This is a genomic window from Shewanella sp. SG44-6 (assembly GCF_014164185.1).
Lineage (GTDB): Bacteria > Pseudomonadota > Gammaproteobacteria > Enterobacterales > Shewanellaceae > Shewanella > Shewanella vesiculosa.
This window is the reverse complement of record NZ_JACJER010000074.1, coordinates 1-23780: the sequence shown is the minus strand read 5'-3', so window position 1 is coordinate 23780 and position 23780 is coordinate 1. Positions and strand designations below refer to the sequence as shown.

The 23780-nt window shown below is 42.4% G+C and carries 17 protein-coding genes; 9 read left to right on the top strand and 8 right to left on the bottom strand.

What is annotated here, in order from left to right; genetic code table 11:
- Positions 1-85 precede the first annotated feature (85 nt).
- From proX to H5185_RS13935, 4 genes are all read right to left on the bottom strand, one after another.
- Positions 86-1120: a glycine betaine/L-proline ABC transporter substrate-binding protein ProX gene (gene proX, locus H5185_RS13950; protein ID WP_124015980.1), complete on the bottom strand. Its 1035-nt coding sequence runs from the start codon at positions 1118-1120 to the stop codon at positions 86-88.
- Positions 1117-1968, bottom strand: a complete 852-nt coding sequence (locus tag H5185_RS13945) for a proline/glycine betaine ABC transporter permease (protein WP_124015979.1) — start codon at positions 1966-1968, stop codon at positions 1117-1119. The genes proX and H5185_RS13945 overlap by 4 nt, the downstream gene beginning before the upstream one ends.
- 26 nt (positions 1969-1994) lie before the next feature.
- Positions 1995-3221 carry a glycine betaine/L-proline ABC transporter ATP-binding protein ProV gene (gene proV / locus H5185_RS13940; RefSeq protein ID WP_182722815.1) on the bottom strand — a complete coding sequence of 409 codons (1227 nt, stop codon included), beginning with the start codon at positions 3219-3221 and terminating at the stop codon, positions 1995-1997.
- 753 nt (positions 3222-3974) lie between these two features.
- The gene (locus H5185_RS13935) at positions 3975-5708 is read right to left on the bottom strand and encodes a cyanophycinase (protein ID WP_182722814.1); all 1734 of its coding nucleotides are present in this window, start codon (positions 5706-5708) and stop codon (positions 3975-3977) included.
- A 344-nt stretch (positions 5709-6052) separates the two neighbouring features.
- Here H5185_RS13935 and H5185_RS13930 point away from each other — a divergent pair, with 344 nt between their 5' ends.
- The 5 genes from H5185_RS13930 (at position 6053) to H5185_RS13910 (ending at position 14435) form a co-directional block, all read left to right on the top strand.
- Complete coding sequence (locus H5185_RS13930) at positions 6053-8647, top strand: TonB-dependent receptor (protein ID WP_124015976.1); 2595 nt, start codon at positions 6053-6055, stop codon at positions 8645-8647.
- Between the two features lie 70 nt (positions 8648-8717).
- Positions 8718-10190 carry a putative basic amino acid antiporter YfcC gene (yfcC, locus tag H5185_RS13925; RefSeq protein ID WP_124015975.1) on the top strand — a complete coding sequence of 491 codons (1473 nt, stop codon included), beginning with the start codon at positions 8718-8720 and terminating at the stop codon, positions 10188-10190.
- 8 nt (positions 10191-10198) lie between these two features.
- The gene (gene iadA / locus H5185_RS13920; protein WP_124015974.1) at positions 10199-11362 is read left to right on the top strand and encodes a beta-aspartyl-peptidase; all 1164 of its coding nucleotides are present in this window, start codon (positions 10199-10201) and stop codon (positions 11360-11362) included.
- Between the two features lie 472 nt (positions 11363-11834).
- Positions 11835-13709: a putative nucleotidyltransferase substrate binding domain-containing protein gene (locus H5185_RS13915; protein WP_124015973.1), complete on the top strand. Its 1875-nt coding sequence runs from the start codon at positions 11835-11837 to the stop codon at positions 13707-13709.
- Positions 13710-13718: 9 nt separating this feature from the next.
- On the top strand, positions 13719-14435 hold the full coding sequence (locus tag H5185_RS13910) for a 3'-5' exonuclease (RefSeq protein ID WP_124015972.1): 717 nt from the start codon (positions 13719-13721) through the stop codon (positions 14433-14435).
- Between the two features lie 70 nt (positions 14436-14505).
- On the opposite strand, the gene H5185_RS13905 is transcribed toward H5185_RS13910, so the two are convergent.
- Positions 14506-16086: a BCCT family transporter gene (locus H5185_RS13905; RefSeq protein WP_124015971.1), complete on the bottom strand. Its 1581-nt coding sequence runs from the start codon at positions 16084-16086 to the stop codon at positions 14506-14508.
- A 613-nt stretch (positions 16087-16699) separates the two neighbouring features.
- On the opposite strand from H5185_RS13905, the gene H5185_RS13900 reads away from it, so the two are divergent.
- Genes H5185_RS13900 through H5185_RS13885 form a run of 4 tightly spaced genes read left to right on the top strand, consistent with a single transcriptional unit; the run spans position 16700 to position 20325 of the window.
- Positions 16700-17356, top strand: a complete 657-nt coding sequence (locus H5185_RS13900; protein ID WP_124015970.1) for a TetR/AcrR family transcriptional regulator — start codon at positions 16700-16702, stop codon at positions 17354-17356.
- Positions 17353-18294: an HlyD family secretion protein gene (locus H5185_RS13895; RefSeq protein ID WP_124015969.1), complete on the top strand. Its 942-nt coding sequence runs from the start codon at positions 17353-17355 to the stop codon at positions 18292-18294. The genes H5185_RS13900 and H5185_RS13895 overlap by 4 nt, the downstream gene beginning before the upstream one ends.
- Positions 18291-19208 (top strand): ABC transporter ATP-binding protein, encoded by a 918-nt coding sequence (locus H5185_RS13890; RefSeq protein WP_124015968.1) that lies wholly within the window; start codon positions 18291-18293, stop codon positions 19206-19208. Before H5185_RS13895 ends, H5185_RS13890 begins: the two co-directional genes overlap by 4 nt.
- Positions 19198-20325 (top strand): ABC transporter permease, encoded by a 1128-nt coding sequence (locus H5185_RS13885; RefSeq protein WP_124015967.1) that lies wholly within the window; start codon positions 19198-19200, stop codon positions 20323-20325. The genes H5185_RS13890 and H5185_RS13885 overlap by 11 nt, the downstream gene beginning before the upstream one ends.
- Positions 20326-20426: 101 nt before the next feature.
- Here H5185_RS13885 and H5185_RS13880 read toward each other — a convergent pair whose 3' ends face one another.
- The 3 genes from H5185_RS13880 to H5185_RS13870 form a co-directional block, all read right to left on the bottom strand.
- Positions 20427-20744, bottom strand: coding sequence for a chaperone modulator CbpM (locus H5185_RS13880; protein ID WP_124015966.1), 318 nt, complete (start codon positions 20742-20744; stop codon positions 20427-20429).
- Between the two features lie 2 nt (positions 20745-20746).
- On the bottom strand, positions 20747-21709 hold the full coding sequence (locus H5185_RS13875) for a DnaJ C-terminal domain-containing protein (protein ID WP_124015965.1): 963 nt from the start codon (positions 21707-21709) through the stop codon (positions 20747-20749).
- A gap of 268 nt (positions 21710-21977) precedes the next feature.
- Positions 21978-23780: M3 family metallopeptidase (locus tag H5185_RS13870; RefSeq protein ID WP_182742396.1), on the bottom strand; the 1803-nt coding region annotated here is incomplete at its 5' end.

Sequence of the window (23780 nt, the reverse complement as noted above, 5' to 3'; positions counted from 1 at the left end):
TAACGGTTTAATCATAAGTATAAAAAACAACCCGGAAGTACAACAAGCGTACGCCGGGTTACTCATATATTATTAAAGCTTGAGACTACTTAGCCGCGTTTCGTGCTTCAGTAAGCCAACCGTTCCATTTTTCTTGGTTGTTAGTAATCCACCCATCTACATGGTGTTGAATATCTTTCTTGCTCTTTTCGCCATCGTTCATACGAGTATTCTGCTCATTGATGTCAGCCAATGGCAGTGTAAATACCTCAAAAAACTTCCTTACCGCAGGATTTTGTTTAGTGAATTTTTTGTTGGCAACAATCTGAATATCAGAAGCAACAAACCCCAGTTTTACCGGATCAGAAACCGCGCCTTCAAGCCCCTTTACGGTCATTCGTTCAACAGCTGAACTTTGAGCTTTAGTCGGATTAATTTCAGGCACGTTTATCCACACTACGTCCTTACCTGGCTTCATTTTAAAAATGGTCCAGTTAGGCGCCCAAGTATAGAAAAATATCGGACCACCATTTTTATAACCCGCCATAGCGGATGCCATCCCAGCTGCATAAGCTGCTTTCACCGGATTAATCGAATCTTTTAGACCGTAAACATCCATATGATGGGTGATGATTTTCTCGCATCCCCAACCAGGAGGACATGCAGTCAAATCCGCTTTACCGTCTCCATTAGTATCGAATGCTTTCTTAACTTCAGGGCGTTTAAAATCTGCAAGAGAGGTAATATTATATTTATCGGCTTCTTTTTTAGAGACTAAATATCCGCCTAATCCACCGGCTTTAATAACATAGCCCACCTTTTCGGCTTTCTCGTCGAAATTGCTCGGTAGCTGATCGTTATGCATTGGAAACCAACCATTGGTCCAGTAATCAATATCACCGAGTGTGACGGTTTTGTAAAAAATGGGGTTAACCAGGGTTTTAGGCTTTTCGACATCATACCCAAGCGTTTCAAGACCCCGGCGAACAAGTGCTTCCTGAAAAAAACCTGTGTCCCATGTCGCACGAGCGGGTTTAACGGTTATCCCTTCACCTGGCTTGAGAGTATCTGCAAGCGCTGCTGATCCCGTCACTGTCATTGCAGCTAACGCTGCACCCAGTATTACTTTTTTAAGTATCATTTTACGTCCTTATTTTTTTTGGTTGCCATTGATTGGGTGATCCTATCGAGAATGATTGCTAATAAAACAATCGCTAGACCGCCCACCGTGGCCAAACCAATATCAAGTGTATTTAAGCCCAGAACGACAGGTGCCCCAAGGCCACCAGCGCCAATCATTGCGGCGATTACCACCATGGAGAGCGACATCATGATGGTCTGATTCAGGCCCGCCATGATGGTCGGTAAAGCAAGTGGTATCTGAACTTTAAGTAAAACCTGCGAGCTTGTTGCCCCAAAGGCGAGCGCAGCCTCGACTAACTCTGGGTGTACCTGCCTAATACCGAGACTGGTTAATCTCACCAAGGGTGGCAGGGCAAAAATGATGGTCGCCAGAACGCCCGCTGTGTTGCCAATAGAAAAAAGCATCACAATGGGGACCAAATAGACAAAGGCTGGCGTCGTTTGCATCGCGTCCAAAATGGGTCGTAGAATGTTGTTAACGCGATCACTGCGTCCAGCCCATATCCCAAATGGCACACCAACAAGGGTGCAGAACACCACGGATGAAAAGACCATGGCAAGGGTTATCATGGTTTCAGACCAGAAACCGAGTAGACCGATGAGCACCAATGATAACAGCGTAAAGATGGCCAGTTTTAAACCTGACACTCGCCAAGCAATGACACCAAACAGGGCAATAACAAGCAGAGGTGAAGTTGCCAGTAGACCATCTGATACACCAGACAAAATAAAGTCGACGGGCCATTTGATCAGTTGAAAAAACCATCGATAGCCTTCAACCAACCAGTTAACTAAATTGGTGATCCAAACATCTAAAGGAATCACTCTTTCATCAAAACTGAACATGATTTAAAACTCCTGAAGCTAATATTCTAAGATGCTGACTGCTCAAAATAAGTCCCCTTCTCTGCACGGTTTAAGGTACGAAGAAACAGATTTTTAGAAACAACGCCGCGATATCTACTTTCTGAGTTTACAACTGGAATAGGCCAAGAATGGGAGGCGACCAGGGATAAGATATCCTGAAGACTATCTGTTTCTTGAACTGATTTAGCATCTGTTAGAAAAGCATGCTCAAGTTTGCTGGCACCATTTCCTTGGTCAATAGCGTCGCGCAGGGAGTCTGAAGAGACCACACCTAAAAAGCGGTGTTCTGAGTCAAGTACATAGGCAAACTCGCGATCTTTAATACTCAACATTTCTAGGGTGGCGCGTGGGCTACCGGCTTTTGTATGCCAAACAACGGTTGGTTGACTGTCGCGGGCAATGTCCCCAGCGGAGATAACACCAGTTGGATCCACACCTCGGAAAAATGCGCGCACATAATCATCTGCGGGATTTTGCAGAATCTCTTCTGGGGTCCCCACCTGAATCACTCGGCCGCCCTGCATAATGGCAATTCGGTCGCCAATGCGTAATGCTTCGTCTAAATCATGGGAGATAAAAATGATGGTGCGTTCATGACGATCTTGCAGTTTCAGCAGTTCATCTTGCATCTCTGTCTTGATAAGCGGATCAAGCGCCGAAAATGCCTCATCCATGAGCAAGATATCAGGATCAACCGCTAAGCCTCGCGCTAATCCTACTCGCTGCTGCATACCGCCACTTAACTCATTGGGATAGGCCTTCTCCAAACCTTCGAGTCCGACTTGTTTTAAAGCATCTAGGGCTCGTTCTTCACGCTGTTTTTTATCCATGCCATCGAGTTCGAGGCCAAACGCGGCATTCTCTAACACTGTTTGATGGGGCATAAGCGCGAAGGATTGAAACACCATACTGGTTTTACTTCTGCGAAACTTGACCAGTTCATCCTTATTCATGTTGAGGATATTTTGGCCATCAACCAACACCTCTCCCGATGTGGGTTCAATGAGCCTGTTTAACATTCTTACTAGGGTTGATTTTCCTGAGCCGGATAGCCCCATAACCACAAAAATTTCACCTTTATTGACAACAAAACTGGCACCTTGTACGGCAACCGTTAGTCCTGTTTGTTCGTAAATCTCTTCTTTGCTTTTCCCTTGTTCAAGTAATTTCACCCCCTTGCGAGGCTCAGAACCAAAAACCTTATAAAGGTTTTTTATCTCTATTTTTTCCATACCAATTTCCATGACGCTTTTTTACGCCGTTCGGCTTTTTTGCACTAACGCTACATAAAAAGCACATGAATAGATCCTGCGCTGTTAAATATTTACCACACACTTTCGTGGTATATTTTATACAGTAGTCCCTAAGCGATCGCCCTGTCAACGTTAGCGTTTTTAAAAAAAGACATAAATCATTGAATTTAATGTAAAAATTCCGAGCAGATTGACAACGTTTTAACTTAGGATCATTGCTACTGATTCACTCACCGGTATCACTTTCTTCATGGGCGTTATTTGTCACTATTGTGTTAAGCATTTTGGCTTAGTGTTGACTGGCTAACCGCTAGGCAGATAGCGCTGTAAAATTGAATGCAGTCGGTGCTTATTTTTGTTTACAAGAGCAAGTGTCTTATGCGGTGATGACGAATCGATTTGATCCAATAATTGATATGGCCTCTACTGCGACAATGGGGATGAAAGCTTATTGATCAGTAAGTTAAAACAACGTGATTCATTGTCGCAATTTCGCTTTGATAGCAGCATTAAAAATGGATTAACTTAAATATCAGCCAATAAAATCAGAATTTTGTCTAAAAAAATCCCCAACACAATACTGCTAGGGATTCACATCAACAGATGAGGTTAGCTAACCTTTAAGGGGGATAAAAACCTTGATAGATTATATGTAGAAATTTAGTTATCAGTCTCGATAACATAACCCAATTAAGTCCAAAATATGGCTTAAATAAAGGGCATAAAAACAGATTAATGATTAACTAAATTGAGCTGTATATTTATATTTTGATAATGTTGACCGTTACGCTTAATTTGGTCACATTCTTGTTGTGATTGGGGTTTAATAATCAATTTAGCTTGGCCAAGATCAATATCATTTTGGCCATCTACACAGGCTTTATCAACCCAAGCATTAAACTCTCGCTTAACATCGACTTGCTTATTGATCGTCTTATCAGCGCTTAATAATTGAATATGGTTTAACGATTGCGTGACTACATCTACTTTTGCGTTATCGCCCGCGGTTAAGTAATGCATGACTCCTGAGTAAGATAGTGGTGTTTGAGTTACATGAGATTGTTCCACTACCCAAACACCATGCTCGCCAACAACAGATACTTTGTGATTGCGAAGATCAACTAACAGTGCGGTATTTTCATCGACTCCAAAGCCTAATTTATTTTCAGACAAGGCACTTAGCATGAATAATCTCACTTGCCGCTCACGCTGTGAGAAATGGGTATCAGTGACTCCAAATGGAAAAAAACCTAATCCTCCCGTGGTGGAATATGTAACCGCAGTAGCCGGAATGTCTGACTGACAATGACTCTCCTCACATCGCTCACTTGGCGCCTCGGCAGCCAACACGCCATAGGTTAATGCACCATGACTTGTGCCGCCTGTGACCATATATTGAGCTGTCATGACTGCCGTTCCTGCACTCGTGCCACCAATCACAATTTGATGTTGTTGTAATCTTTTTTTAATAATATCAAGCGCTTTACTTGGCTTTTTCTGTGGTGTTAACCAAGCTGATAATGTTAAACGTTGATCACCACCATTAAGAAATAACCCGTCAATATTAAGCAGTTGCTGGTAAAGAGAATCTGGAGATACACACATGGATTGTTGTAATGCGGTAGCAACCGGATACAATCGCGCGCGATCGACATTACCTTGAATTTTTTCGCGCAATACAGGTAACTGATCACATTGTTGTTGTGCTATAGCGGCTTGCAATGCGCTATCTAAAGGCAGCCAGATAACATCCGCACCGGCTTGCTCAAAAACTTGAGTATAGAAATCAATTGATTCAAAAGGATCTCTTGCAGATGCGGTAACTACGGCGATTAATGGCCGCTTAGCTTGCGGCTGCCGTTGTTGTTTTTTTAACAATGCTTGCTGAGTAAACAAAGAGAATATCTGCGCGCCATATTGGTTCTGGGTCGCACTCAGCATCACATGTTCTTGGCGATTGATACCCGAGGTAATGGCTTGTTCGTCTTCAAGTAAATCCAATAAAGCATAATAAACTTGATCGTTTAAATCCGTTAAAAAATCTTTTTCAACAGCAGAGATGGCATCATAAAATGCTTGATAGCTCAAACTAGAACCCGCATTACCCTGCTGCTGACTGGCATGGAGCAATATAGCTTTTTGAGGTGCTGTTAACCCAGATAAACTCGGATGTTTAAAGGCTCGCTCGAGTGCAGACTGCGTTAATCGATAAACAGAGGTTTGTTTTGCATCAGCAGTAAATTGACTGCCAAGCACACAGTTTTGTCTAGATAAAGAACTGCAAGTGACCAACCCACCGCCAACCATCATTAAATCGAAAGTTTGAACCGGCGGAGTAGCATCGGTATTGACAGCAGTACTAGCCAGCGCCATTGAACTGTATAACGACAGCAACAAAGTACTGATTAACAAGCTAAATAATAGACAAGATAAGGCATTGAAATTAGGTTTAATCGAAATTTTCATGGTAGTACTCAAAAAAAGTTTCTGCCATGTATTGACTCAGCACCTATCTTACGGATAGCCTCTTAACAGGTCAACAACAATAGCTCATAGTTTATAACATGATTCTAATTGCAACAATTTTCCAAAGATACCATTACCGCACATGGTATTTGTCTGAATGGTGGGACGAATAAACCACTGAATACAATAGTGTTCGGTGGAGTCTTGTCTTGCTGTCATTACTCCCCTCTCAAAACTTAATTGATGTAGTGCATCTGCATATTCTTACATGCCACGCGTATTGACTCACGCGCAGTTTGTCTGCATCTAAAAAAATACAATAAGAGATATCTCGGGAGCTTATCATGAGAAGTTCAGTATTATTATGCGCTGCATTTGGCGTAGCGTTATCACCTGTTGCAAGTGCTGTTAGCAATGAATTAAATGACACTCAAACAGAGGTCAATAAAGTAGAACGGGTCAGTGTTACCGGATCAAGGTTAAAAGGCGTTGATATGGAAGGCGCTAATCCATTACAAAGCTTTACTCACGATGACATCACTAAAAAGGGCTATGGATCGGTCAGCGAATTTCTCCGAGATTTACCACAAGCCTCCAGCGCTGGGACCTTTTCAGAAACCGGTGGCGTTGCCGGTGCAGATGGTGCCCCTGCAGGCTCGTCTGGTGTCAGCTTACGCGGTCTTGGATCAAGTTCTACCCTAGTATTAATTAATGGCCGCCGTGTTGCGGTTGATTCGTTCTCCAATGGTTCTGATTCATTTGTGAATGTTAATGCCATTCCACTGTCTGCCATTGAGCGTATTGATGTGCTAACAGATGGCGCATCATCCATTTACGGATCTGACGCTATAGCTGGGGTGATTAACTTTATCTTACGTAAAGATTTTGTCGGTCATGAATTTAGCGCTCAGTATGGAGACGACACATCAAGCCACGATGCAAGTCGCACCAACCTTACCTATGCTGGAGGCTTTGAAACAACCAATAGCAACACCACAGTTGTGGTAGATTATGCTACTCGTAATGCCATATTTAATAGCGACAGAGCGGTTAATGTTACCTATGAATCAAGTACACGAGTGTCGATAGATGGTAATGATTATGCTGAATCATGGTGTGGTGACGATACTCAACAAGATGGTAGTCGATGTAATTATGACTATGTTATCCAACGAGCAATTCAACCAGATTATGAGAATATAGGCACCACGTTAAATCACCTTTATCGATTAGATAATGGGATGACATTGTTTGCCGAAGCAATGTACCAGAAAAATACCGGATCATCTTACGAAGCCCCCGCTGGCTATACTACTTATATCGATGGTAATTCCACCAATGTTCCACAGTATCTGCGCGATATAGACTTACTTGATGGCACAGTAAGTGATTCTATTACCGTAAGAACCCGCTTCCCTGAACGTCGAATTCAGCAATATGATACTCAAAGTTATCGTGTGTTATCTGGTCTTCGCGGAGAATGGGACGATTGGAGCTGGGAAACGGCGTTGAGTTACGGAAAGTCGATTAACGAGATTAGCAATACTTCTGGTTATATGAATGGCGACTTACTCGATGCAGCAATCGCAAATGGCAGTTTTAATCCGTTTAATCTTGGGCTTGATAATACACAACAACAAATTGCTGCATTAAGGGATCCTGGCGTGCGCAAAGGTGAGTCAGAGGTGTTATCAGTCGACTTTAACTTTTCAGGCGATTTATTCGAATTACCCGCGGGCGTAATAAGCTCTGTTTTTGGTGGCGAATTTAGAAAAGAAGATATCTCAGACACACCGTCACTCAATGCGGTTAATAACAACATTATTGGTCTTGGAGCCAGTGATGCTGCAGCAGACAGAACACAATATGCAGCATACGGTGAATTTAACTTCCCGATTTTCGATTCTCTGGATGTCATCGCGGCTTTGCGTTATGACCATTACAGTGATTTTGGCGGCGATATTAATCCTAAAGTGTCACTGAGATACAATCCTTTTGATGACCTTGTCTTGCGCGCTTCATGGAGTACAGGTTTTCGGGCACCATCTCTATCGCAGTTAGGTGCGGGAACATCTTTGGGTAGCCAATATATTAATTGTGGTGCAGGCGAGCCATATAATGCACTTTGTGGTGTTGCGGGGGCTGATTACGGCGAGTTAGAATTTGATCAAGAAACCATAGGCAATAAAAATCTGCAGGCTGAAAAATCCCAGGCGATGAATGTAGGATTGTCCTGGAATACCACAGATGATTTACAATTCACTCTTGATTATTGGCGCTATGAACACGATGACATTGTTGATATTGATGCCAATACTACCTTAGATTCGTGTATGAAAAACCCAGCTAATGTGGTGAACAATATCGGTGACTTAGGTGATAATTTTGGTTGTGTTGTCGATGCTCAAGGCGACATTAGCTTTTTACGCACTGGTTACTTTAACGTTGGTAACCAAAGTACCGATGGCATAGATTATAAAATTAACTATCGTCTTCAAACGAGCAATATGGGTGATTTTTCATTCTATTTCACGGGTACTGAAACTTTCTCATTTGAACGACAAGTGTCTCCGACAACTCCTGTTGAAGATTTACTGGGTAAACTCAGTGGTGCATCTGAAATAGCCAGACCAGAAAGCGTACTTGATTTTGGTGCAGATTGGCAGCTAGATGATTGGAATGCCAGTGTGTCGAGCCACTATATTAGTTCACTTGGTGATGGTGACTTTAAATTTGATAACGAAACCGTGGATGATTGGTTAACCTTTAGTGCCAGCTTGGGATATGATTTCTCGCCACAGCACGCACTGTTGTTTTCGGTTCGTAATCTCACCGATGAACAACCACCCTATGCATCGTCACCGACTAACGGTTACGCCAGTTCAATTCATGATTGGCTCGGCCGTCGTTGGAATGTCCGATATACTTTTAAATTCTAAGTAAACCTGCGTTGGTCGTTGTCCATAAACGACCAACGTTTCTCTCTTTTCGGTGAAAAAGTATAACAATATGAAGCCACAAACTGTTCGAGAAATGCCTGATGCATTTATCATTTTATTTTTTGTTGTGATGTTTGCAGCAATCGCAACTCACTTTATACCAGCCGGTTTTTTTGAAGTTACGATCAATCCACACACAAACAAATCTGAATTAGTTGCCGGGAGTTTTCAATTTGCAAGCCAGTACAAAGGTGTGCCTTTATTTGCTGAACATGGCGAAATTGGATTTCTCAATTTTGCCTTTGAAGGCATGGTTTCTGGAAATAAGTGGGGATCGTCTATTGGCGTAATGATGTTTATCATTATTACCGGGGGAGCCTTTGGCATCATCATGCAAACACAGGCCATAGACAATGGTATTTTAGCGCTCATCGCTAAAACGCAAAAGTTTGAATTAGCCTTTATCCCTATTTTATTTGTGTTATTTTCTGCTGGTGGCGCTATTTTTGGTATGGGTGAAGAAGCCATAGCATTTTGTATCGTCTTGCTGCCATTAATGCGGGCGATTGGTTACAACGGTATTGTGACCGTGTTAGTCACTTATGTCGCGACACAAATTGGTTTTGCCGCCTCGTGGATGAACCCATTTAGTGTTGCCATAGCACAAGGTATCGCTGATTTACCTTTAATGTCTGGCTTGCAGTTTAGAGTCGTCATGTGGTGTATCTTCACACTTGTTGGTGTGGTGTTTACGATGCGGTATGCCAAACAGGTAAAGCACAATAGTGGCTTATTAGATGATCATCTTGATGGTCATCTAACAATCCATAGCGACACTGACTCCAGCGCTGAAAATACCTTAAAAGCAAATATCACTCTAACCGATATCCTTATCTTAACCACCTTTGCACTCGGTATTGTTTGGGTTATTTGGGGGGTTATCGCTCGTGGATACTATATTCCTGAACTGGCAAGCCAGTTTTTTACTCTTGGTTGCTTAGTTGGCATTATTGCTATTTTTAGCGGCCGACTTAAGGTCAATGCTGTTGCTGATGCATTTAAAAAAGGCGCAATGGAATTATTGCCAGCAGCAATGATTGTCGGGATGGCAAAAGGCATTGTCATTATATTAGGCGGCGATCAAGCCAATACACCCTCAGTGTTAAACACCCTGCTTTACTATACCGGCTTGTTTTTAGGCGATTTGCCAAAAACAATCTCCGCCGTTTGTATGTACTTATTTCAATCGGTATTTAATTTCTTCATCGCTTCAGGGTCAGGCCAAGCTGCGTTAACCATGCCCATTATGGCACCGTTATCAGATATTTTAGGTTTACCAAGGCAAATTGCAGTATTAGCTTTTCAACTCGGTGACGGTCTCACTAATATTATTATCCCCACATCCGCTGCATTAATTGGTTGTCTAGGTGTTGCAAAAGTAGACTGGTTTGTGTGGGCTAAATTTATATGGCGATTTATGTTGTTACTGGCAGTGATATCAATCTCATTCATCGTGATTGCCGTAAGCATTAATCTCAGTTAAGGAATTTCATGAAATTATTTAAATCTGCTCACGTTTATGCACCCCAATATCTTGGTCAAAAAGATGTGCTGATTGCTGGTGATAAAATTATTGCCGTTGAAGACAACATCAACTTAATCGCCAGCTCATTTGTTGAAGTAATCCAAACTGATGGACTTATTTTAACTCCAGGCTTTGTTGATTCACTCGTGCATATTACCGGTGGTGGTGGTGAAGGCGGTTATACCACTCGCACCCCGGAGATGCATATTAATGAAGCCATAAAAGGCGGCGTGACGACTGTAATTGGAGTGCTGGGAACAGATGCACAAACCCGAAGTTTAGAGAACTTACTCGCCAAAGCCTATGCCTTAGAAGAGCAAGGCATATCGGTTTACTGTTATACAGGTTCTTACCATTATCCTATGGTGACAGTCACTCAATCCATGAAACACGATATCATGCTTATTGAGAAGTTTATTGGTGTTGGAGAGGTGGCCATTGCTGATCACAGAAGTTCTCAATTAACCGCTCATGAAATGGCAAGGTTAACATCTGAAGCAAGAGTGGCCGGCATGTTAGCGGGAAAAGCAGGAATTGTAAGTGTGCATTTAGGCGATGAAAACAGTCGCCTAGATTTGCTTTATGATGTTATTGCACAATTTGATATTCCCATCACCCAGTACTATCCAACCCATATTAATCGCAGTCGCGCCTTGTTTGAGGCTGGGATTGAATTTACCACCAAAGGGGGTTATATCGACTTTACTACCAGTACAACAGCGCAAATTATTGAGCAAGGCGAAATACCGGCCGCACAAGCATTAGCCTTAGCGTTAAAACAGGGAGTACCTGTGCACCAAATCACCATGAGCTCCGATGGTAATGCGAGTTTGCCGGTATTTGATCACTTAGGTAAATTAATCGATTTACAAGTGGGTCAAGTCTGCAGCCTTCATCAAGCTATGGTTGACGCAGTAAAACAGTTTGACGTGTCAATTGAAGATGCTTTGACGTCGATAACTCTGTCCCCTGCGAGCATTTTGCAACTTAAGGCTAAAGGCTGTATCGCAGCTGGGTTGGATGCCGATATTAATCTACTTAATGCACATACATTGGCAATAGAGGCGGTATACAGTAAAGGCGAACGAGTCTATTGTGACGGCGTATCTCAATTGAAAATACCGTTTTAAGCGATTATAAATATCTCTCTCAATAACACAGTGCCTGTTAACCCGGGCACAGTAAGTATAAGAGTCGCGTGATTCATCTTATGTTTTTAGTGATCTCATATTTTAGAGAACTTATATTTTAGTGATCTTTTTGTCCCATCATATTAACTCAACAAGCTGCAACCTAGGCATCAATCACCACAAAGGTGCTTAAAATACAATCAAGCAAACCCAGTACGGTTAGCTATATCGGTATTGCTAAACAGCAGGTAGCAGCTTTTGTTACAACACAAGCACAGCAGTGATAGAATGAGACTTCCAAATTGACTATCGTTTGTCTTTACCTATTGTTTACTTATTATCTGCAATAACATCACCACTAAGCAGACTCAATATTCATCAACAACGATAGACGCCACTATTTTCGCGTTGATAGATTTGCATTTAAATACTATCAACGAAGCTCAGTCATCACATATTAGCAGGCCTATTTATGTCAGCCGAACTACTCGAAATTCAAAGCTTTATTGCCCAGTACGCTCCCTTTGATCAGCTTCCTGAACAAGTCATCATTGAAGTTGCCAAAAGCGTTGAAATTTCTTATTACCGTACCGATAGCATGATAGTTAATTTCACCGATAACATTACCGAACTGTATATGATCCGCAGCGGAGTGGTTGAGCTATATCGCCGTAAAGGTGAATTGTATAATCGCCTCGATCAAGGGCAATTATTTGGCCAAATGGGTTTACTGACTAATAATAAAGTTCGTTTTCCAGCCAAAGCGGTAAAAGATACCCTGCTATATTGTATTCCAGAGTCAGTATTTACTGATTTGTGCGAACATTACGACGATTTCGCCGATTTTGTAGAGGTTGAAGATACCACGCGTTTAAAACAGGCTGTAAAAGGTAAAACCAGTGACAATGCGCTGACCACATCTAAGGTGAAAACCTTACTGACCCGAGAGGCTCTGGTGCTTCCCTGTAATACGACAATCCAAGCAGTGGCCAAAATTATGGCCGACGAGAATATTTCTGCAGTATTAATTAATGATCCGACGATAGAAAATCAACAAGACAGCAGTTTCGTTGGCATTATTACTGAGCACGATTTGTGTGCAAATGTAATTGCTGCAGGCATCAATGTTGACAATCCTATCTCACAAGTCATGACGACTCAGTTGTTTTCACTGGATCATAACGCATATATCTTTGAAGCCATGCTGCTTATGTTGCGTAATAACATTCACCATCTGCCTATTTTAAAGAATAAAAAACCCATTGGACTGATCGAAGTTGCGGATATTATCCGTTACGAATCACAAAATAGTTTGTTATTTGTCAGCAGTATTTTTCAGCAAAAAAGTAGCGAAGATTTAGTGTTTCTTTCTGCACAGCTGAAAAATTGTTTTGTGCGTATGGTTAATGAAGATGCCAACTCCCACATGGTTGGTCGGGCAATGTCAGAAATTGGCCGTAACTTTAAACAGCGTTTGTTAGAACTGGCGGAAGAAAAATTTGGCCCGCCACCAGTGCCCTACTGCTTTTTAGCACTGGGGTCGATGGCCCGTGATGAGCAGCTGATGGTCACCGACCAAGACAATGCCATTATTCTCGACAATAGTTATCAAGTCGCCTTGCATGGTGCCTACTTTGAACAGCTAGCAAACTTTGTCTGTGATGGTTTAGCCGCCTGCGGCTACAGCTATTGCACCGGTGATATTATGGCCAGCAACCCAGAGAACCGCAAAACACGTGCGCAGTGGGAAGAATGTTTCGGTGACTGGATAGACAATCCTAATCCACAAGCGTTATTAAATTGCTCAATTTTCTTTGACCTTACCGGTGTCTATGGCCGCATCAAATGGGCTGAACAGTTAAATGCATTTATTCTTAGAAAAGCAAAGAAAAACAACCGCTTCTTAGCCTGCTTGGCACACAATGCTCTTAACCGTAAACCTCCGCTGGGATTTTTTAAAGATTTTGTAATGGAAAAAGATGGTCGCCACAATAACTCGATTAATTTAAAACGTCGTGGTACTGCACCATTGGCGGATTTAATTCGAGTACATGCCTTAGCCATCGGTTCGCAATCACAAAACTCATTTGAACGCTTAGAAGATATTATCGAAGCGGGTATTCTACCCACCTCAAAAGGTGAGGATTTACAACATGCCATGGAGCTTATCTCTCTGGTTCGCTTGCGCCATCAGTCGTCAGATATCGAATCTGGTATTGAACCTGATAATAATATTGAACCGGAAAGTATGTCTGATTTTGAGCGACGCAACCTTAAAGATGCTTTTTTAGTGTTAAGTAATGCGCAAAACTTTTTAAAATATCGTTATACAGCCAACAAACTTTAAGGCTAACTCATGACCAATTTTAGCGATAACGAAATTTTAAACTGGGCAGCGTTGCTTAAATTAAAAGCAAAAAACAGTAAAGATCGACGCTTACATGATTTTTATCAAGCGGGTACCTACTGCAATGAAACTCCATTGAGCGACATTGAATTTGTCGCGCTTGATTTTGAAACTACTGGCCTAGATTCGCAGCAAAATAGTATTATTAGTATTGGTCTAGTGCCGTTTAATTTACGGCGAATTTTTTGCCGTAAAGCCAAAAAATGGTATCTCAATCCACAAGATAAACTCCAAGAAAACTCGATTATTATCCATGGTATTACCCACTCCGATTTACAAGGAGCACCTGATCTGTTGCTTATTTTAGAACAGCTTTTAGATGAACTGGCAGGTAAAGTGGTCGTGGTACATTATCGCCATATTGAACGTGACTTTCTGGATCACGCTTTACGACTGTTGATTAATGAAGGCATTGTCTTCCCAGTGATTGATACCATGCAAATTGAAGCTAATTTACAACGGGCTAAATCTCAGGGAATATTGAGTTTTTTTAAACCCAAACACAAGGTGTCAATTCGACTGGCTAATACTCGAGAGCGTTACAACTTACCCGCTTATGCACCTCATGATGCCCTAACCGACGCAATTGCCACTGCCGAGTTACTACAGGCACAAATTAACTATCATTTTAGCTCTGATACTGAAATTCGAAAATTGTGGCTATAGTCTCACCGATAACCATTACCCATAAAAAAAGCCGATGAATTAATCATCGGCTTTTTGTTACAGATTAAGACTAGCCTTTATTATGTTTCTCGGTGCGCATGCCTAACAGTAAGCTGACACACATGATTAACAGAATAATGGTAAACGGTAATCCTGTTGATATCGCGCCGGCCTGCAATGCTTCAATCGCTTCAGTACCACCAACCCACAATAATACCGCAGCGATAGCACCTTCGATGACAGCCCAGAAAATACGCTGTGGGATCGGAGCATCTATTTTGCCACCAGCTGTAATACTGTCGATAACAAGTGAACCTGAATCAGAAGAGGTAATAAAGAACACCAACACTAAAAGTACCGCCAGCATTGATAACAGATTACCTAATGGCAACGAATCAAACATTTGGAACATAGCTAATGGCACTTCGGTTAGCCCTTTGCTGCCCAATGTACCGACATTATTGATCACTTGATCGATAGCGATACCACCAAATACAGACATCCATAAAATGGTTACTACAGTTGGAACAATCAATACAGTGGCCAGAAATTCACGAACGGTTCTGCCGCGTGAAATACGTGCAATAAACATACCCACAAACGGAGACCAAGAAATCCACCAAGCCCAATAAAACACAGTCCAACCATGCATCCAAGCTTCATCTTCACGACCGATAGGATTGCTCAATGGAATAATATTTTTAACATAGCCCATTACCGTGGTCGGAATCGTCCCCATGGAAACGGCAAAAGTAACAAGTGCAACAAACACAAGTAAAGCAACCGCAAGTAACATATTGATGTTACTGATCACTTTAACACCGCCTTCAAGACCACGTACCACAGAAATAACGGCAAGTAATGTGACAACCACAATAATCGTGATTTGTAAGGTTAAGTCAGCTTCGATACCAAAAACATGTTGGAATCCGCCAGCGGCTTGTTGAGCACCTAAACCTAATGACGTTGCAAGACCAAATAATGTGGCTAATACCGCTAAGATATCAATAATGTGTCCAGGCCAACCCCAAGTACGGTCACCCAAGATAGGATAAAAAGCAGAGCGTATTGAAAGTGGCAAACCTTTGTTATAAGCAAAGAAAGCCATAGACAAAGCAACAACGCCATAAATTGACCATGGGTGTAATCCCCAATGGAACATAGTTGCACCAAGAGCAAGCTCTGCCGCTTCAGGTGTATTAGCAACCACATTCAGTGGCGTTTCATACCAACCAGTGTAATACGCTAAGGGCTCAGCAACCCCCCAAAACATCAAACCAATCCCCATACCAGCAGCAAAGAGCATTGCTATCCAAGAAAGCCTAGAATAGTCCGCTTTAGCATCATCGCCACCTAAACGAATTTTACCGTAAGGAGATAAAATTAATCCGATACAGAAGAGCACGAAAAAATTCGCAGACCACATAAATAGACTGTCAAAAGCGTCTATAATCTGCCATTTCAAACCGTCCAAAAATTCTTTTGATGTTGCCGGATCAATAATTAAAATTGCAATTAAAAAGGTCGCTATTAGACCTGCACTAATACCAAAAACGGAATTATGAATATCAAAGCCCCATTTTTGGATATTATCCTGCCCCACAGTATAATCGGTATTATCTATACTGTATTTGTCCTTATTTATCTTCATAAATCCTCTGTTAGAGCCGCCAGCCCTGTAAATTTGACACTCAATTCAGTTCTTGGTGGGGATTTTAACAAAATAAGCTCATCATTTCAGGATTATTTAGAAATCAAGCATATTTAAAAAAATAATCCTCTTTAAAAACAATCAACTGAATCAAAAATAATTATAAATAAACTGCTGTATATTAAATATATTTCCCTATAAATTATCTTTATTCAATATTGTAATAGTTGATCTTATGAGGATATAAGAGTTGATTTAGCCTCAGTAGACTATTATTAGATTTTTTCCTGCTAAAAACTCAACAAGATTAATTTTTACACACAGCAAGATACGCGAAAAATATATTCATTTCTTGCGCCATTAGAGAGTTAGCTTTTAATCATATTCATTATTATTCAGGCCATTTTTTTACGCTAATATAATTACTTAAACCATATTATAGCTTAGTTGATAAAATGAATTATTGAGCTTGCTGCGCGATAATTATTGGTCTTACCAAAATACGGCTTATTAATATAATTCCGCACGAGATCCTATATTGGGGAATTAATATCCTATTCTCTTAGTCAGTATTTGTTATTATTCATCAATAGATGAATTAACGGAGTTTGATATGGCTGATAAACCGGGAAGACCCAAAGGGGAGACACAAACTCGCGCGGCACTGATAGAGGCGGCAAAAGGATGCTTTCTTCATAACAGCTACGATCGTGTGTCTATTCGCGAACTCGCTCGGCGTGCTGGCGTAGATGCAGCAATGATCCGTTATTACTTTGATTCTAAAGCTGGTTTGTTTGAAACCATGGTGAGAGAAACCATTGCTCCTGTGGCCAGTGTATTCAAGCATGATTTAAAAAAACAACAGAACTCACCTGAAGCATTAATGCGCGCTTATTATCGCATAATGGAACATGTCCCCGCCCTGCCTCGGCTAATTTTCCAATCATTAAATCAACAGGCCAGTGATGAGGCATTCATCATAGTATCGAATGTTATTCATGAAATGCTCGGTTATGCAGGCGACTGGATTAAAGAATTATCCGACCAACAAAAAATCAACCCACAGCTCGATCCCAAATGGGTCCGCTTAAGCTTTATTAGCTTAATGGTCTTTCCATTAATCGCTCCCAAAGTGTTACTCAAACAAATGAATCTCCCCCTGAGCGAGTCTATGTTAGACCAACTGATTGCCCACAATATGCTGGTGATGAATCAAGGACTGTTTCAAGTTCCACCTCTAGAATCTTCAGGACCAGGAGTCCAAAAATGAAACCTCATCTAATTTACTTGCCGATTATTTTGCTCTTCGCGGGCTGTACCGCTGAAGAAGGTAACCGCGCAATGGGTTTAATTGAACGGGATCGGATCATGCTTTCAGCGCCGGTTACAGAGCAGATTAGCTCGATACAGGTAAAAGAAGGACAACAAGTCAACGCAGGAGACTTGTTACTTCAACTTGATCCTCGGCACGCGCAATGGCTTATTAACCAACGACAAGCGACGCTGACTCAAGCCCAAGCAAAACTTAAGCAATTACAAACCGGGACTCGGTTAGAGCAACTTGCCGCCGCTAATGCAGCAATGCTTGCCGTACAAGCTCAAGCCCAAGAAGCAGACCGAAACTATGTGCGCATGAAAGACCTTTGGTTTAAAAAAATTGTCGCCAAAGCCGATTTTGATTCAGCCAAAGCAATAAAAGATCAAACAGCTGCACAATTAACCCAAGCAAAACAGCAATGGTTAGAGCTTAAAAATGGTACCCGCAGCGAAGAAGTTGTCCAAGCACAAGCTCAAGCTGATGCGGCACAAGCATCATTGGCCGATGCCCAGCAATCTCTAGCCGAATTAAGCATTCGAGCCCCTAAAGCTGGAGTGGTAGATGTTTTACCTTGGAAACTTGGCGATCGAGTCGCAGCGAACGTGCAATTAGTGACATTGCTAGCCAGTGATCGACTTTACGCGCGAGTATATTTGCCCGCAACGGCTCTGGGTAAAATTAACCGCGGTGACACTGTAGCTGTGTGGGTTGATGGTTATGAACACCCAGTAACCGGGACGGTTCGCAATATCAGAAGTAGCCCAGCGTTTACACCTTACTTTGCTCTAAATGAACGAGATAGAGCAAGGTTAATGTATTTAACCGAAATAGACTTACCTATTGATGCAAACTTGCCTAATGGTCTGGGTGTTGAGGTTCGTTTACCATGAATGACTTAGCAAATGTGATCGAAACACAAGGCTTAACCCGTCAATTTGGCGATTTAATCGCGGTAGATAAACTCGATTTACAGGTGCCTAAAGGCAGCATTTACGGTTTTCTTGGCCCCAATGGCTGTGGTAAATCAACCTTAATCAGAATGTTAACTGGGTTACTAAAGCCTACTGCGGGCGAAGCCACCATTTTAGGTTTACCGTTGCAAGGAAATGAAGAATTACTTAAAAGCCGAATCGGCTATATGACGCAGAAATTTTCCTTATATGACAATTTGACGGTATTGGAAAATATGCGTTTCGTGGCGGCTATCTACAGTGTTAAAGACAAAAAACGCATAACCGACTTACTGGGCCAATATGGTCTCGAGCAGCAACAAAAGCAGCTAGCAGGCACCATGAGCGGTGGACAAAAACAACGTTTGGCGTTGGCCTGTGCCACGATGCACCGCCCTGAACTGCTGTTTCTTGACGAACCAACATCAGCCGTTGATCCACAAAACCGACGTGATTTTTGGGAGCATTTATTTGATCTGAGTAACAGTGGCACAACGATTTTGGTATCGACGCACTACATGGATGAAGCTGAGCGCTGTCATCACTTAGCCATTCTTGAAAATGGTATCAGACGAGCAAATGGCACGCCGCGTGACTTAATGCAATCAATGGGAGCCACGGTTATCGAAGTCAGTGGCAATAATATAAGAGAGTTAAAACAGAAACTGTCGACTGTTGATGCAATTATTTCTGCGTCTCAATCTGGTACGCGCTTAAGGGTCCTGGTGAATGAGTCGATATCGGAGCCTCTGCAGTTCCTGAGTTCTATTTGTCAGCAATATCAGCTTGAAATTGTTCGTCCGAGTCTTGAAGACGTATTTGTCACCAGCACCGGAGGTCGCAATGTGGGATAGATTAGTAGCGATTGTTGTCAAAGAAATGAAGCAACTGTCTCGAGATCGGATGACATTTGGCATGATAGTGATGATCCCATTGTTGCAGTTAATGCTATTTGGGTATGCCATTAACACCGACATTCGCCATGTGCCCGCAGGCATCATCGATATGAGTCAAACCACCTATAGCCGAGCCGTCACTCAGACGATAATCGCAACTCAAGCAGTGGATTTTCAATATCAATATTATTCTATCGAGCAAGCTGAGAAAGCGATTACCAATGGTGAAGTCAAAGCCGTACTTTATTTACCCCTTGATTTGCCTCAACGTTTACTCATCCATCCTGCATTTGATGCCAAACAAGGTTCATCGCAAATCACTCGTCCGGTAGGTCAATGGCTTTTGGACGGTTCCGATACTATGGTAGCCGCAACAATTCGCTCATTGAAGAATTTACCGTTGGACGAAGTGGCTAACCGCTCAGCCAGCATGAGTGTGCCGACATTTGAAGTGGTCGAATACTTTAATCCTGAGCAGCGATCTGTGGTCAATATTGTGCCTGGATTACTGGCAGTTATCCTAACAATGACAATGATTATGTTTACATCTGCGGCCATTGTACGTGAGCAAGAACTGGGAAATATGGAGTTTTTAATTGCAACTCCGGTTCGGCCATTGGAACTGATGCTGGGTAAAATTATTCCGTACATTTTGGTAGGGCTCATCCAAGTCGCGATTATTCTTAGCGCTGGGCACTGGATCTTTGCTGTTCCGGTCCGCGGTGGATTAGACTCTTTGTTACTGGCGTCTTTCTTGTTTATCTGTGCCAGTTTGTCACTAGGCTTAGTGATAAGTACTATTGCGAAAACTCAACTTCAAGCCATGCAATTAACCATTTTTGTGTTGATGCCCTCAATTTTACTATCTGGATTTATGTTTCCTTATGAAGCCATGCCGATTGGAGCACAATGGGTATCGGAAGCTTTACCTGCAACCCATTTTATTCGTATGGTACGAGGCATTGTGCTTAGAGAAGCGGAAGTCATGTCATTAAGCCAGGATGCACTGTGGCTACTGAGCTTTACCTGTCTTGGGGTACTATTAGCGGCAAAACGGTTTAATAAGCATCTATAAAGACTCAAAATAAGCGTTGGGCATTACATAGCCTGCGCTTATTTTGCATCTACAAATAAAGGCACAAAGCGCGTTAACCTTGCCAAGGCTGCGGCATAAGGCTATACCTTAAAACGGTTAAGTTGCTGTTTTAGCGTATACACTTCATGTTCTAATCTGTCTCTTTCATCGAGTAATTGTAAAATTAAACCGACGCCACCCCAGTCAAGTGCAAAATCACGTTGTATACGAGTGGCTTTTTTAACTTGATGTAAATTCTCGACACTAAATTGCCATTGCTCTATCACCTCCCCCTGCTGTGGAATGGCAATACTATGCTCCACAAGCTCCAGTAGTAGTGCCAGGCTAATATCGCTGCATTCACACAATTCATCACTGCTCAACCAACTATCTTGTTCACTTATATTAATCTGCAGCATGATTATTTACTCCAACTGGCACGAGGGTCGAATGTATTTTTTTCGGCTAATTCAGTCCATAAATTTTTGCTGGTATCATCTGATACCGTCGGCACCACAATTTTCAGCAGCGCAAATAAATCGCCTTGCTGTTTTTTATTCAGTAACCCTTTACCTTTTATGCGTAATCGCTGTCCAGATTGACTATTAGCAGGAATACTTAATTGGATGTGACCTGTTAATGTTGGTAATTTAACCTTAGTGCCCAGCACGGCTTCCCAAGGTGCGACAGGCACTACAATAGTTAAATCTCGCCCGTCGACATCAAACAAAGGATGAGGCGCAAAACGAATTTTCAAATACAAATCACCGTTGTCGGCTTTGGTTTGTCCCGGTCCGCCTTGGCCTTTAAGACGAATACGTTCACCATTGGCTACACCGGCAGGAATGTTAACTTTTAACGATTTGGGGTGTTCAACAATATGACCATCTGCATCGCGTTGTTGAAGAGTAAACGAGACAGGCTTAAGCGTGTCGGCCAATGTTTCTTCAAGAAACATCGGGAACTCCATTTCAATGTCTTGGCCTTTTGCAGGTTGAGTCTGTCGACCTTGATATTGGCCGTGAGGATCAAAGCCTGTATGCCTGCCACCAAAAATTGAATTGAAAAAATCAGAGAATTCTTGATCCGTTTGAGGATCGCTTTGCTGTTGGCCCCAATCTTGGCTGCCAGCTGCGTGATTTGCATATTGATTTTGGCTTCGGTTTAAATGATGCTGACGCACTTCATCGTATTCAGCACGCTTTTTAGCGTTATGTAATATCGCGTAAGCTTCACCAATTTCTTTGAATTTTGCCTCTGCATCATCATGCTTGCTCACATCGGGATGATACTTGACCGCGAGTTTTTTATAAGCGGCTTTTACCGCCTTATCATCCGCTTGAGGATCTATGCCTAATACCGTGTAATAGTCTTTAAAATTCATGTTATCCCCTAACAAAAACACGTTTGCAACGGAGCGTCGGACTGCTTTAAACACAGCTACATTAATGAGTGTAGACTCACAGAGCAACAATATGCTTGATCTTGATCAACACTAACACACTATGCTTAGGTTACTTAATCAGCATTAGTTGATTAAAAAAAAAGGTCTTACTGAGGCTTGATGTACAAAACACAAACAGAATATTTAATTGATTTAATTAAAAATGCCGCTAAATTTAGCGGCATTTTTGTCGATGCAATGTGAATGTTTAGTTCAAACCGCGTCGTTTAAGGAGAGCCTCAGTTGTCGGCTCTTGTCCACGGAAGGCTTTATAAGCTTCCATCGGTGGCACACTGTTACCCACTTCACGAATGGTCTTGCGGTATTTCATCCCAATCTCACGGTTTAATCCACCTTGAGTTTGTACATAAGCAAATGCATCAGCAGCTAAGATCTCACTCCACATGTAGGCGTAGTAACTTGCTGAGTATCCACCAGGGAATGCGTGAGCAAAGTAAGTCGATTTATAACGTGGCGGCACTGCAGCGATATCCACGCCATGCTTTTTCAACGCAGCAGCTTCAAACTGCGGGACATCTTGAAGCGGCGCATCTGCCGGCAACGAATGCCACTCTAAATCCACCAGTGCGGCCGCCATATACTCAAGAGTGTCGAAACCTTGATTAAAGCTGCGCGACTTAAGTAACTTTTGGAGTAGCTCATCGGGGATCATCTCGCCGGTTTGATAGTGTTTAGCGTAATTTGCCAGTACTTCAGGGTGCGCGGCCCAATCTTCTTCGAAGGTTGATGGGAACTCAACAAAGTCGCGGGTAACAGCCGTGCCAGAAAGACTTGGATAAGTGACTTTTGAAAACATTCCATGGGTGCCATGGCCCATTTCATGGAACATTGTGGTCACTTCATCATAGCTAACATACGTCGGCTGACCTTCAGGTGCCTTTTTGATATTCATGACATTAACAACGACAGGTTTGCTGTTAAGTAATGTCGATTGAGTGACAAATGCACTCATCCATGCTCCGCCGCGCTTACCTTCTCGGGCAAAGTGATCGGCATAGAAGATGGCCATCGAACTGCCATCGACATCAAACATTTCATAAGCTTTTACATCTTTATGGTAAACCGGTAAATCTAGACGTGGCTTGAAGGTGACGCCGTAGAGTTTTTCAAGGGTAAAGAAAACACCATCTTCCAATACACGGTTAAATTCGAAGTAAGGCTTGATTGAAGCGGCGTCGAGATCGTACTTCTCTTTACGTACTTTTTCAGCGTAGAAAGCCCAGTCCCATGGTGCTAGGGTAAAATCAGCGCCAGTCTTGTTGATCATCATTTGAATATCAGCGGCTTCTTTTTCGGTATTAGCGACAACAGCGGGCACCATAGATCCAAACATTTCATATACCGCCTCTGGCGTCTTAGCCATTTGCGGTGCCAGAGTATAATCTGCCCAGCTATCGTACCCTAATAGCGCTGCACGCTCAGCACGAAGCTGGGCTAAACGTGACACCAATGATGCGGTTTCGTTATCACCACTCATTCCGCGAGTCGATGAAGCCTGCCAAACACGTTGGCGCAATTCGCGATTTTCAAGCTTGGCTAATACAGGTTGGCGGGTGGTATTAGTAATACTTAGCAGATATTTACCATCAAGACCTTGTGCACTCGCATCTGCTTTCGCTGCTCGGAGCTCATTTACAGATAATCCTGCAAGCTCTTCTTCAGAATCAACAACAACTGCAATCTCTTTTGTCAGCCTGAGTAGGCGTTGGCTAAATTCATTGGTGAGTGTTGATTGCTCTTCATTGAGTAATCTAATTTGGGCTTTTTGCTGGTCGGTTAGCTTAGCGCCAGCCATGATAAAGCGCTGATGATAAACCTCAATCAGACGGATCTCTTCGGCGCTCAAGCCTAACTGCTGGCGTTGTTGATAAAGTGAGTCAATACGAGAGAACAATGCAGAGTTGAGTTGGATATTATCCGAGTGAACCGCCATTTTGGGTGCCATTTCACCCTGAATTTTTCGCAGTGTTGGGTTACTGTCTGTGCTCGC